Genomic DNA, 13,594 nt, shown 5'->3' with positions numbered 1-13,594 from the left:
CCATCCTCTTGTCAGACTGTGTTTTCAACAGAAAGGATTATGCGTAAACCGGCAGGCGCGCACAGATATCCAGTACTTTCTGCTTGGTACGCTCAATGGTGGCTTCATCGTTGATGTTGTCTAACACATCCGCGATCCAACCGGCCAGTTCGCGTACGTCTGCTTCTTTAAAGCCACGGCGCGTAACGGCAGGCGTACCAATTCGAACACCAGAGGTGACAAACGGGCTTTTCGGATCGTTTGGCACGCTGTTTTTGTTTACGGTGATATTCGCGCGGCCCAGTGCGGCATCGGCTTCTTTACCGGTCATGTTTTTGCTGACGAGATCGATCAGGAACAGGTGGTTATAGGTGCCGCCTGATACGATGTTATAGCCACGCGCGATCAGCACTTCTACCATTGCCTTAGCGTTTTTGGCGACCTGCTGCTGGTAGGCTTTAAACTCAGGCTCCATGGCTTCTTTGAAGGCCACGGCTTTACCGGCGATCACGTGCATCAGCGGGCCGCCCTGTCCACCAGGGAAGACGGCTGAGTTAAGCTTTTTGTACAGATCTTCATCGCCGCCCTGCGCCAGGATGATACCGCCGCGCGGACCAGCCAGGGTTTTGTGCGTCGTGGAGGTCACGATATGTGCATGTGGAACCGGGTTAGGGTAAACATCCGCAGCAATCAGACCGGCAACGTGCGCCATATCCACAAACAGCCATGCGCCAACGCTGTCAGCGATTTCACGCATTTTAGCCCAGTCGCAAATCCCGGAATACGCCGAGAAACCGCCGATGATCATTTTAGGCTTATGAGTCTGTGCCAGCTCGGCCAGCTCGGTATAGTCAATTTTACCGGTTTCGTCGATGCCGTAAGGCACAACGTTGTACAGTTTGCCCGACAGGTTAACCGGTGAACCGTGTGTCAGGTGACCGCCGTGTGCCAGGTTCATGCCCAGAATGGTATCGCCTGGCTGCAGCAGCGCGGTGAAAACGGCAAAGTTAGCCTGAGAACCAGAATGAGGCTGCACGTTCGCATAGTCAGCGCCAAACAGGGCTTTAGCACGGTCGATAGCCAGTTGTTCAACAATGTCTACGTATTCGCAGCCACCGTAGTAGCGCTTGCCCGGATAGCCTTCGGCATATTTGTTAGTGAGCTGAGAACCTTGCGCCTGCATAACACGCGGGCTGGTGTAGTTTTCAGAAGCAATCAGTTCAATGTGCTCTTCCTGACGCACTTTCTCTTGCTCCATCGCCTGCCACAACTCGGCATCATAATCGGCAATGTTCATTTCACGCTTTAACATCCGCATCTCCTGACTGGCTATCTTTAAATCGGCAATTTACGCCCCCTGAGGGCGAAGGCAGACAGTGTAAACCGTTTTATCGGGGTAAGGTAGGGTGAATTCCCTCTTTTTACGCAAACGTTTGGCTACCGAGACGCCATGCCTTTTTATCCCTTTTTTGCAACGATTGCCCGCCAATATCATTTTTTCACTCTGTAAAAGATTTTTTGCGCTTTTGTCGCGAAAACCGGCCAGTTGCTGCCAGTAAAACCCAGCATGAGATTTACAGCATGAAAGAAATGATCATAAGATGCATTTAAAATGCAACTTTAAATGAGGTGTTGCCATGCTTGATGCTCAGACTATTGCTACCGTGAAATCATCCCTTCCCGCCCTTGCCGCCTGCGGCCCCGATCTGACTGCTCATTTCTATGACCGCATGCTTGCTCAGCATCCTGAACTAAAAAATGTCTTTAACATGAATAATCAACGTAACGGCGGGCAGCGTGAAGCCCTGTTCAATGCGATATGTGCCTACGGCGCAAACCTCGAAAACCTGACAGCGATACTGCCGGCCGTTGAAAAAATTGCGCAAAAACATACCAGCCTGAATATTCAGCCCGCGCAGTATGCAATTGTGGGTGAGCATTTACTTGCTACCATCAAAACCCTGTTGAATCCCGGTGATGACGTGCTGGCAGCATGGGGACGTGCTTACGGTGTACTGGCGGATGTGTTTATCCAGCGCGAAGAAGCGATTTATCAGGCATCGGAGCAGCAAAAAGGCGGATGGCGCGGGACGCGGCCGTTTCGCATCAGCGCGATTGAGCAGCAGAGTGCCGTGATTAAAAGCTTTACTTTTACGCCTGTGGACGGGGGTCCGGTTGCCCCCTTTAAACCCGGTCAGTATCTGACGCTTCACTTGCAGCCCGCAGGTTGTGAATATCATCAAATTCGTCAGTACTCACTAACCACAGGGAGCAACGAGAAAATGTACCGTATTGCGGTGAAACAGGCGCCGCAGGGAATCCTGTCCGGCTGGCTACATCAGCATGCAGAAGTCGGCAGTGAAGTGCAGTTGGCCGCCCCGCACGGCGATTTTTTCCTGCAGGTTAGCCCGACAACGCCGGTCACGCTCATTTCCGCCGGCGTTGGACAAACCCCAATGCTGGCAATGCTCCACGCGCTGGCTGCACAGCGGCATCTGGCGCCCGTCAACTGGCTTCACGCCGCCGAAAATGGCAAACAGCATGCCTTCGCAGACGAAGTGACCACCACCGGTGCCCTGCTTCCTGATTTTGCACAGCACATCTGGTATCGCGAGCCGGACGAACCCGATGCAGGCCGCTACGATGCGCAAGGTATGATGGATTTGGCGACCCTGTCAGCGCGGCTGCGGGATGTGAATACCCACTTTTATCTCTGCGGGCCACTTGGCTTTATGCAATTTATCGTTAAGCAGTTGCATGCGGTCGGCATTACGGCGGACAGAATTCACTATGAGCGGTTCGGTCCACATAAAGAGATATGAATCGGCGACTGCGAACGGCGCCCTTGAAGCAGTGGTGCCAGCCGTTCGGTGTGCAGTGCTGCGTTAACGCGGGCGGGGGTAACACTTTGTGGTGAAACAGACAGCTTTTCGCCCCTCCCTCATATCAGGACGGGGCGAGATCTCGACGAATGAAACTTTTCCAACATCGCCGGGATTTCAGCTAAAGATTTTGCATCTAAAGTGAATTAAATCGCTTCTTCGTCTTCTTCGCCAGTACGGATGCGCACTACGCGGGCAACATCGAAAACAAAGATTTTACCGTCGCCGATTTTTCCGGTTTGTGCGGTGCGCATGATGGTTTCGACGCAGGTATCAACGATATCATCTCCGACAACCATTTCGATTTTCACCTTGGGCAGGAAGTCCACCATGTACTCTGCGCCACGGTAGAGTTCCGTATGGCCTTTCTGGCGACCAAATCCTTTTACTTCGCTCACGGTCATGCCGGTAATGCCGACTTCAGCAAGTGCCTCACGCACGTCATCGAGCTTGAAGGGTTTAATAATTGCATCGATCTTTTTCATGTCAGATCCTTTCCTCGAGCCCTCCATGGTTAGAGGGTTATTAAAGTATAAATGTCGCTGGCAGCGCCGCAGACTATGGGGGCAAAAAATTACTCTTTAAAGTCGCTGGCGTCCAGTTCATGCCGTGACAGCAGCTTATAGAATTCGGTACGGTTACGTCCAGCCAGACGCGCGGCGTTGGTGACGTTCCCTTTGGTCATCTGTAACAGCTTACGCAGATAGTTAAGTTCGAACTGATTCCGTGCTTCAACAAAGGTCGGTAGCGCGCTGTTTTCTCCACTCAGCGCCTGCTCTACCAGCGCATCGCTGATAACGGGCGAGGAGCTGAGCGCGACACACTGCTCAATAACGTTAACCAACTGACGCACGTTACCTGGCCAGCTGGCAGACATCAGGCGCTTCATCGCATCGACGGAGAAGCTGCGGATCTGCGGCTTATGTCGTTCTGCCGTTTGACGCAGCAAATGGTTAGCCAGCAGTGGGATATCTTCGGTACGTTGATGCAGCGCGGGGATTTTCAGGTTCACCACGTTCAGGCGGTAAAAGAGATCTTCGCGAAACGCATTCTTTTCCATCGCTTTCGGCAGATCCCGGTGCGTGGCCGAGATAATCCGGACATCAATATCGATATCATTATTGCTGCCCAGCGGCCGGACTTTACGCTCCTGCAGCACGCGCAGTAACTTCACCTGCAGTGCAGGCGGCATATCGCCAATTTCGTCCAGAAACAGCGTGCCGCCTTCCGCGGCTTTAAACAGGCCGTCACGCGCGCTGACCGCGCCGGTAAAGGCGCCTTTGGCGTGACCGAACAACTCTGATTCCAGAAGCTGCTCAGGTAAGGCACCGCAGTTAATGGCCACAAACGGCTTTTGCGCGCGCGGGCTGGCGGCATGGATAGCCTGTGCCAGGACTTCTTTACCCGTGCCGCTTTGCCCGTTAATCAGCACGCTGACGTCTGACTGGGCAACCATGTGTGCCTGTTCAAGTAAGTGCAGCATCTGCGGGCTACGGGTCACTATGGCTTCACGCCAGCGGTCGTCGCTGACTGGCGCTCGCTGCGCCAGGGCTTCGTCTATCGCCTTATACAGTGCATCGCGATCCACGGGCTTGGTAAGGAAGCTGAACACGCCCTGCTGCGTTGCCGCTACGGCTTCCGGGATTGAACCATGCGCCGTTAAAATGATGACCGGTAAACCCGCGTGACGCTTTTGAATTTCAGCAAATAATGCCAGGCCGTCCATTTCATCCATGCGCAGATCGCTGATGACCAGCTCGATCTTCTCTTTCTGCAACAGCCGAAGCGCATCCGGCCCACTGGCCGCGGTCGTCACCTGATATCCCTCACTGGTCAGGCGCATACCTAACAGTTTGAGCAGGCTGGGATCATCATCCACTAAAAGCAGGTGGGCCGCTTGTTTCACCATTACTGATCTTCCTCTTGTGGCAGTGCCGTTCCGTGACTGCCGTCAGGCATATCAGAGGTTTTGCGCGACGAAAGCTGGCGCTCAATATCGGTTAGCCGCTCCAGTTTGCGCTGGGTATCACTGAGCTGCTGACGCAGTTTTATCTGTTGTTGACGCAGCGAATCTGACTGGGCATCGCTGCTCTGTTGCAAATGGGCGTAGCGTAACCGCATGGCGCTGAGTTCAAGCTGGGCGACCTGATTGCTGCGCCAGAGCTGAATTAACGCACGCATATTGGGGGGGAACTGCTCGCTGTAGCCATCAAGCACGTTGATGTAGTCGCGGCGTTCCAGTGGCGTCACATTGCCGTTTGCCATTAATACCCCCTGCTTAAAGGCGCGCGACCAGCTGTCCACCGGCCAGCGGTGGGCCTCCGCTCGTGCTTCAGCGGGAGAAAGTCGTTCGGCACAGTCTATACTGCGCATCCAGTAAAGGGGATTCGTCATGGCGGCGCTATTCTCAATACGCCAGATATCGACGCAGCGCATACTGAGATAGTCGACCAGCCGCGCTTCGGGCACCACAACGCTGCCCGAAGCGGGCTGGGCTGTTGTGGTGACCGGGGATGAGGCACACCCACTGAGCATCATGCTGCTCAGTGCGCTTATCACGAGGGCGGTGAAAAATTTCATGCTTCAGACTTTCCCGGCTGTGGTGTTCAGTTCGATGCGAAAACAAACATCAGCGTCGTCACGGGTAACCAGTTGCAGGCTACCGTGCATGCGGCGCAGACAATCCTTTGCGATGCTTAACCCCAGTCCGCTGCCTTTGACCGGCCCTTTACGCTGATGACTGCCCTGGAAAAAAGGTTCAAAAATCATCTCCTGCTCATTTTCGGGAATGGGCGTACCGCTGTTAGCGACATCGATGATTATTCGATCGCCCTGCCGCTGGCTGTGCAGCCAAATGTTACCGGATTCATTGCCATAGTTCACGGCGTTAGAGTAGAGGTTGTCAATCACGCTCATCAATAGCATAGGTTCTGCCAGGCAATCTGTGGCTTTCAGATCGATATTGACATGCATAAGCTTGGTTCGGGCTGAGAGTGCATGCGCATTAACAACGTCATACACGATGTCATTCAGATCTACCGTTTCCAGGGTAATCGGGCCATCAGCCAGTTTGCGGTTGTAATCAAGTAGCTGTTCGATAAGGCGTTGCAGGTGGCGACTGCTGTTATCCAGTATTGAAACGATTTCTTTCTGTTCAGGATTCAGTATGCCCGCAACCTCATCAGCCAGCAGCTCTGTACCTTCACGCAGGCTGGCAAGCGGCGTTTTAAGTTCGTGTGAAAGATGACGTAAAAATTCATGTCGCTGGGTTTCCAGCCAGGCCAGGCGTTCACTTAACCAGATAATACGTTGCCCCAAAGAGCGTAACTCGCGCGGACCGCGAAACACCATGCTGCTGCCCAGTTCGCGTCCTTCGCCAAGTCGGTTAATCATCCGCTCTACGCTTTTTACCGGGCCGATGATCATGCGGGTAAACAGCAGGGTTAACGTCAGGCTGATAATAAACAGGATAAGCGCCTGCCAGCCAAAAAACTGACCACGGTCGGCTATTTCACGTTGCAGTTGCAGACCACGTGCAAACACCACTTCTCGCGTATCCTGCACCAGTTGCACGTTTGTCGCTGAAAATTTTTCCAGCGCCTGTGACGCACCGGTCACAGGATTACCATTATCGCACTGCATGGTTTCCAGCTGCGGCAAAATGGCCTGCAACGTTTTAAACGCCGGTAAATCGGGCAGGCTGTCGGCATGGGAACTGAGCATCTGACCATAGCGGATACGCTGCGTCTGATAGAGCTTTGCCAGAGACGTATCACCCAGCACACAGTACTGGCGATAACTCCGTTCCAGCTCGATAGCGGTGCGGGCCATCGCCTCGCTGCGCCTGACGTCAGTAAAGGTATTTCGGTTAGTGTCGGCAGCCTGATTGCTTAACGCTGAGAGACTTTCCCAGGCCTGCCAGGCCAGCACCAACAGCGGCAGGAGCACCAGCAAAAAGGCCATCAGCACCAACTGGCGCAGGGACCCGGGAAATAAACGCCATTTTTTCACGCGACGGCTTCCTTAAAGATACGCTTACCGGATGCTAGCGGAGTCAGCCCAGAGAAGGAAGAGGCAGAAAAGAAAACGGCAGGCGCGATGGCCTGCCGTTGACGCACCGCCATAGCAGTACGCGAGAATGGGTGGAGCCTAACTCAACGTTGCGTCCGATGCTTGATAACGATGCAGAACATACGATTATCGGTTGGGTGGACGACAGGCTCCGTTTGGTGCGTCATTCGGATTTTATGAGCTCTGCCCGCTGTGGGGTGGCAATCATAAACAGATGAATGAGCAACAGGCATAGTATAGCAAGGTTCATGCCAGTTTTTAAAATACCTTTGTAATCAATATTTTGAAAAAACCATTCAGCTGACTTCGCTCATTTCAGACTGTCTGGTCCGCTAAAAGTGTCGCCAGATACCAACACAATTTTGCTTTTCCCTTTCAATCTATAGAAATCATAAAGATAGATGTCACCAATCGGCGACAACAAAAGGTGACGTATGTCTCCTTTTGCCAACAAGTGGGGAATAAAAAAGGGAGGCACTCAGGCCTCCCGGTCTTTTTTCGCCGTTCTTAACCCAATTGTTTCCGTGCATTGCGGAAAATGCGCATCCAGGGGCTGTCTTCGCCCCATTCAGCCGGGTGCCATGAGTTGCTGACCGTGCGGAACACACGCTCTGGATGCGGCATCATAATTGTGACGCGTCCACTTTCATTGGTCACCGCAGTAATACCGTTTGGCGAGCCATTCGGGTTTGCCGGATAGGCTTCCGTCACCTTGCCTGTGTTATCGACATAACGCAGCGCCACCAGCCCTTTCGATTCCAGTGCGGCAAGGTGCGCGCCATCACGCACCTCCACGAAGCCCTCGCCGTGCGATACGGCGATCGGCATACGGGAACCGGCCATGCCATCCAACAGTAACGACGGGCTGGCAGCCACTTCAACCAGGCTGAAGCGTGCTTCAAAACGTTCAGACTGGTTACGGACAAAGCGCGGCCACAGCTCACTACCCGGAATCAATTCACGCAGGTTAGACATCATCTGGCAGCCGTTACACACGCCCAGCGCCAGCGTTTGTGGGCGATGGAAGAACGACTCGAACTGATCGCGTACGCGCGGGTTAAACAGAATGGATTTCGCCCAACCTTCACCCGCGCCCAATACGTCACCGTAGGAGAAACCGCCACAGGCCACCAGCGCCTGGAAAGGTTCCAGATCGATCCGGCCCGCCAGCAGGTCACTCATATGCACGTCAACCGCCGTAAAACCTGCCCGATCAAAGGCGGCCGCCATTTCCACATGCGAGTTAACGCCCTGCTCGCGCAGCACGGCAACGCGTGGACGCGCGCCCGTTGCAATCATCGGTGCCGCAACGTCTTCGTCTGGCTTAAAGGTCAGGCTAACGTTCAGCCCGGGATCGGTGTCATCCTGCTTTGCCTGATGTTCCTGATCGGCACAGGCCGGGTTATCACGCAGACGCTGCATCTGCCAGGTGGTTTCTGCCCACCAGGTCCGCAAGGTGGTGCGGCTTTCGCTGTAAACCGCGCTGTCGCCTGAGCGAATCACAAAGCGATCGCCCGACTGTGCGCTGCCCAGCAAATGGCTGCAGTGCGCCAGGCCATGTTCAGCAAGAATCTGCTCCACGGATTCGCGATCCGCCGCGTTGATTTGAATCACCGCCCCCAGCTCTTCGGTGAACAGCGCAGCCAGTGCATCGCTGCCCAGCGCCGCGATATCGACTTCGATGCCACAGTGACCGGTGAAAGCCATTTCCGCCAGGGTAACCAGCAGGCCGCCGTCTGAGCGGTCATGGTAAGCCAGCAGTTTTTGCTGGCTGACCAGGGCCTGAATGGCATTAAAGAAGCCAGCCAGCTGCGTTGCATCACGGACATCAGCAGGCTTGTCGCCCAGTTGACGATAAACCTGAGCCAGCGCCGTCGCGCCTAAGGTGTTAGCGCCGTTGCCAAGGTCGATTAACAGCAGCAGGTTGTCCCGATCGGCGACCAGCTGTGGCGTCACATTGCGACGTACGTCTTCTACCCTTGCAAAAGCCGTGATCACCAGCGACAGCGGCGAGGTCATTTCGCGCTGTTCGGTGCCTTCCTGCCAGCGGGTTTTCATCGACATGGAGTCTTTACCCACCGGGATAGTGATGCCGAGCGCCGGACACAGTTCCTCACCGACGGCTTTTACAGCGTCATACAGGCCCGCATCTTCCCCCGGATGGCCTGCTGCAGACATCCAGTTAGCCGAGAGTTTCACGCGCTTCAGCGAACCGACCGGCGTCGCGGCCAGGTTCGTCAGCGCTTCACCAACCGCCAGGCGGGCCGAGGCGGCGAAGTCCAGCAGTGCGACAGGCGCACGCTCGCCCAGCGCAAAAGCCTCACCATGATAGCTGTCGAGGCTGGCCGTGGTCACGGCGCAGTTGGCAACCGGGATCTGCCAGGGGCCCACCATCTGATCGCGCGCCACCATGCCGGTTACGCTGCGATCGCCGATGGTGATCAGGAAGGTTTTTTCCGCTACGGTTGGCAAGTGCAGCACACGATTTACCGCGTCCGTCAGCGTAATGCCCTCGCGCTGCAGGGCATCGCCCTTCGCCTGCAGTTTCACCACATCGCGCGTCATTTTCGGGGTTTTGCCCAGCAGGACGTCCAGCGGCATATCAATCGGGCTGTTATCAAAGTGGCTGTCGTTCAGGGTCAGGTGCTGCTCTTCAGTGGCTTCACCAATCACCGCATACGGCGCACGTTCGCGCTGACAAATGGCAGCAAACTCGGCCAGCTTTTCAGGGGCAACGGCCATCACATAGCGCTCTTGTGATTCGTTACACCAGACTTCAAGCGGGCTCATTCCCGGTTCATCACTCAGGATGTCGCGCAGGTTGAAGCGACCGCCGCGTCCACCGTCGCTGACCAGTTCCGGCATGGCGTTGGACAGGCCGCCCGCGCCCACATCGTGGATAAACAGAATCGGGTTGTCATCGCCCCGTTGCCAGCAACGGTCGATCACTTCCTGGCAGCGACGCTCCATTTCAGGGTTGTCACGCTGCACCGATGCAAAGTCGAGATCCGCATCGGACTGGCCTGATGCCATGGATGATGCCGCACCGCCGCCCAGGCCGATATTCATCGCCGGCCCGCCCAGCACGACCAGTTTGGCCCCGACGGTGATTTCACCTTTCTGAACGTGGTCCGCACGAATGTTTCCGATGCCGCCAGCCAGCATAATGGGCTTGTGGTAGCCGCGCAGTTCAGTCCCGTTGTGGCTGTTAACCTGCTCTTCATAGGTCCGGAAGTAGCCGTTTAAGGCCGGACGACCAAATTCGTTGTTAAAGGCTGCGCCGCCCAGTGGGCCTTCGGTCATAATATCCAGCGCGCTGACGATGCGCGCTGGCTTGCCAAAATCCTCCTCCCAGGGCTGTTCGAAGCCGGGGATGCGCAGGTTCGACACCGAGAACCCGACCAGGCCCGCTTTCGGCTTGGCACCGCGCCCCGTGGCACCTTCATCACGAATTTCACCGCCGGAGCCGGTTGCCGCGCCAGGCCAGGGCGAAATCGCGGTTGGGTGGTTGTGCGTTTCAACCTTCATCAGAATGTGCGCGGCTTCCTGGTGATAGGCGTACTCACCCTTTTCTGCGTCCGCGAAGAAGCGACCGACCTCCGAGCCTTCCATTACCGCCGCGTTATCTTTATAGGCTGACAGAACATAATCCGGCGTTTGCTCGAAGGTGTTCTTAATCATTTTAAACAGTGATTTAGGCTGTTTTTCGCCGTCGATGATCCAGTCAGCGTTAAAGATTTTGTGGCGACAGTGCTCAGAGTTCGCCTGGGCAAACATATAAAGTTCAATGTCGTTCGGATTGCGTCCCAGCCGGGTAAAGGCCGCCAGCAGGTAGTCAATTTCATCGTCGGCCAGCGCCAGGCCGAGCGTCATATTGGCCTGAACCAGCGCCTGACGGCCCTCACCCAGCACATCAACGCTTTTGACCGGCTGAGGTTCATGGTGAGCAAACAGCTGCTCAGCCTCGCTGAAATCGCTGTAAACCGTTTCCATCATGCGGTCGTGCAGCAGTGCGGAGAGCGTTTGCCATTGGCTTTCAGAAAGCTGAGGTGCCTGGACATAAAAGGCCATGCCTCGTTCCAGACGACGCACCTGCGACAGATCGCAGTTATGAGCAATGTCTGTGGCTTTTGATGACCACGGCGATATCGTACCAGGACGTGGCGTGACCAGAATTAAACGCCCTTGTGGCGCATGTTCAGCGAGAGAAGGACCGTACTTGAGCAGGCGCTGCAGACGGGATTTTTCATCCTCACTCAGCGGCGCGCTGACATCGGCAAAATGGACGTACTCAGCGTAAATATCACTCACCGGCAGATGAGCGTCCTGAAAGCGGGCCAGCAATTTGTTTACACGAAATGCCGACAGGGCGGGCGAACCACGCAGAATTTCCATCATAAGATCTCTCGTCTTCGAAGCGCCGGGCGACGCTTCATTGGGCGCAACAGGGGAAAACGGGGCGTATTATAAAGAAACCCACTCCGCGACGAAACCGTTTGCGCAAAATTTATGGCCATCAAGATTTGCCTGAAATTTGCGCAAAAATTGCTTTATAAGTTGCTCTGCCGGTGTTTGTTGCGCAAAATGCCCCTCGCTCTGGGAGTTAAAACAAGATCAATACTGCCTTAAAAGACAGAGGCCTTGGAGCCATCGAGAGATAACTATTTGAAACGCCTAAAATTTAATTATCTGGTTATCGGTCTGCTTACCGTGCTGCTGGCTCTGGCACTGTGGCCGTCTATTCCCTGGTACGGGGGAGGACAAGATACGATTTCACAGATTAAATCACGGGGAGTGCTACGCGTCAGTACCGTAAACTCGCCGTTGACTTACTACACCGTGAATAAAGCACCGGCCGGGATGGACTACGAGCTGGCGAAGCGTTTTGCCGATTATCTGGGCGTTAAGCTTGATATAACGGTGCGCGCCAACCTCAGCGATCTGTTCGATGCGCTCGACGACGGCAAAGCGGATCTGCTGGCGGCAGGTCTGATTTATAACGATGAGCGTTTGTCGCGTTATCAGATCGGTCCGGGCTACTACAGCGTTTCGCAGCAGCTGGTCTATCGCGTGGACAAACCGCGGCCAAAAAACCTGGGTGACTTAAAGGGGCGGCTGGTTGTTGCCTCTGGATCGGCTTATCTGTCGACGCTTAAAAACGCCCGGGCGAATCACTATCCCGATCTCGACTGGGCCATTTCGACCGATCAAAGTCCGAAAGCCCTGCTGGAAGCCGTGGCTGAGGGCAAGCTGGATTATACGATTGGCGATTCCGTGACGATTGCCCTGCTTCAGCGCATTCATCCCCAACTGGCTGTGGCTTTCGACGTCACCGATGAAGAACCGGTAACGTGGTATTTACCGCACGAAAGCGATGACAGCCTGAACGCCGCCATGCTGGATTTCTTTAACAGCATGGGAGAAGAAGGGGCGATGGCAAGACTTGAAGAGAAATATCTCGGTCACGTCGGCACCTTCGACTACGTGGATACCCGCACCTTCCTGCGCTCCATTGATAACGTGCTGCCCGATATAAAACCCCTGTTTGAAAAGTACGCCAAAAATATCGACTGGCGGCTGCTGGCGGCGATCTCCTATCAGGAGTCGCACTGGAATCCGCAGGCGACGTCGCCTACCGGCGTCCGCGGCATGATGATGTTAACGCGGAATACCGCTGACAGCGTTGACGTAGGTGACCGTACCGATCCTGAGCAGAGCATCCGTGGCGGCAGCGAGTATCTGCAAAACATGATGGAAAAGGTGCCACAAACGATTCCGGAAGATGAGCGTATCTGGTTTGCCCTGGCGGCCTATAACATGGGCTATGCGCATATGCTGGATGTGCGTAAGCTCACGGCTAAACAGGGTGGAAATCCCGACAGCTGGGCAGATGTTAAACTGCGGCTACCCATGTTGAGCCAGAAGCGCTACTACTCACAAACCACCTATGGCTATGCACGCGGGCAGGAAGCCTATAATTACGTGGAGAATATCCGCAAATATGAAATTAGCCTGGTGGGCTATTTGCAGGAGCAGGAAAAACGCATTGCCCAACAGGCGGCCCTGGAGGCAGAGCTGGGCAAAGGTTATCCTGCCGTCACGCCTGAGGTGGCAATGAATTAACTTTCGCGCTGCGCCTGACGCAACGCTTTTTGTTGCTGGCGGCGCATGCGGAAAAAGTCGCTCAGCATTGCCGCGCACTCCTCTTCCAGCACTCCCTGATGCAGCGCCACCTGATGATTCATTCCCGGATGTCCCAGAATATCAATCAGTGAGCCGGCTGCGCCGGTTTTCACATCGTGCGCGCCATAAACCAGACGGCCAATGCGACTGTGCACCATCGCGCCCGCACACATAATGCAGGGTTCCAGCGTGACGTAAAGCGTGGTATTGAGCAGGCGATAATTCTCCAGCACTTTCCCGCCCTGACGTAAGGCCATGATCTCCGCATGGGCGGTGGGATCGTGCTGCCCGATAGGCCGGTTCCAGCCCTCGCCTATCACCCGATCGCCCTGAACCAGCACCGCACCGACCGGCACCTCGCCCTGCTCCCATGCGCGCTGCGCCAGCGTAAGCGCCCGGCGCATCCAGTATTCATCTTGTTCTTGAGTCACGCAGACCACTCCCGGCAGCAAAAAAGCGGCGCATTATAACCATCGAAT

The 13,594-nt window shown here is 55.1% G+C and carries 9 protein-coding genes; 2 read left to right on the top strand and 7 right to left on the bottom strand.

Annotated elements, in window-relative coordinates:
* Nucleotides 1-37: 37 nt before the first annotated feature.
* On the bottom strand, nt 38-1,291 hold the full coding sequence (gene glyA, locus P9J57_RS05630; protein ID WP_014605266.1) for a serine hydroxymethyltransferase: 1,254 nt from the start codon (nt 1,289-1,291) through the stop codon (nt 38-40).
* Nucleotides 1,292-1,616: 325 nt separating this feature from the next.
* Between glyA and hmpA the strand changes: the two genes are divergently transcribed.
* On the top strand, nt 1,617-2,801 hold the full coding sequence (hmpA, locus tag P9J57_RS05625; protein ID WP_014605265.1) for an NO-inducible flavohemoprotein: 1,185 nt from the start codon (nt 1,617-1,619) through the stop codon (nt 2,799-2,801).
* 206 nt (nt 2,802-3,007) lie between these two features.
* Here hmpA and glnB read toward each other — a convergent pair whose 3' ends face one another.
* The 5 genes from glnB to purL form a co-directional block, all read right to left on the bottom strand.
* A complete protein-coding gene (gene glnB, locus P9J57_RS05620; protein ID WP_003848647.1) occupies nt 3,008-3,346 on the bottom strand; it encodes a nitrogen regulatory protein P-II in 339 nt (112 codons plus the stop codon).
* A gap of 89 nt (nt 3,347-3,435) precedes the next feature.
* The gene (gene glrR, locus P9J57_RS05615) at nt 3,436-4,770 is read right to left on the bottom strand and encodes a two-component system response regulator GlrR (RefSeq protein ID WP_019106085.1); all 1,335 of its coding nucleotides are present in this window, start codon (nt 4,768-4,770) and stop codon (nt 3,436-3,438) included.
* Nucleotides 4,770-5,441, bottom strand: a complete 672-nt coding sequence (qseG, locus tag P9J57_RS05610) for a two-component system QseEF-associated lipoprotein QseG (protein WP_483279420.1) — start codon at nt 5,439-5,441, stop codon at nt 4,770-4,772. Before qseG ends, glrR begins: the two co-directional genes overlap by 1 nt.
* A gap of 3 nt (nt 5,442-5,444) precedes the next feature.
* Nucleotides 5,445-6,872, bottom strand: coding sequence for a sensor histidine kinase (locus P9J57_RS05605; RefSeq protein ID WP_014605263.1), 1,428 nt, complete (start codon nt 6,870-6,872; stop codon nt 5,445-5,447).
* A gap of 567 nt (nt 6,873-7,439) precedes the next feature.
* Nucleotides 7,440-11,330, bottom strand: a complete 3,891-nt coding sequence (gene purL, locus P9J57_RS05600; protein WP_105082814.1) for a phosphoribosylformylglycinamidine synthase — start codon at nt 11,328-11,330, stop codon at nt 7,440-7,442.
* A gap of 267 nt (nt 11,331-11,597) precedes the next feature.
* On the opposite strand from purL, the gene mltF reads away from it, so the two are divergent.
* The gene (gene mltF, locus P9J57_RS05595) at nt 11,598-13,055 is read left to right on the top strand and encodes a membrane-bound lytic murein transglycosylase MltF (RefSeq protein ID WP_014605261.1); all 1,458 of its coding nucleotides are present in this window, start codon (nt 11,598-11,600) and stop codon (nt 13,053-13,055) included.
* Here the strand turns inward: mltF and tadA are convergent.
* Complete coding sequence (tadA, locus tag P9J57_RS05590) at nt 13,052-13,546, bottom strand: tRNA adenosine(34) deaminase TadA (RefSeq protein WP_014605260.1); 495 nt, start codon at nt 13,544-13,546, stop codon at nt 13,052-13,054. The genes mltF and tadA overlap by 4 nt on opposite strands.
* Between the last annotated feature and the right edge of the window lie 48 nt (nt 13,547-13,594).

This window comes from Pantoea sp. nfd-35 (assembly GCF_056892255.1).
The sequence above is the reverse complement of the archived record's forward strand: the minus strand, read 5'-3'. Positions and strand labels throughout refer to the sequence as shown.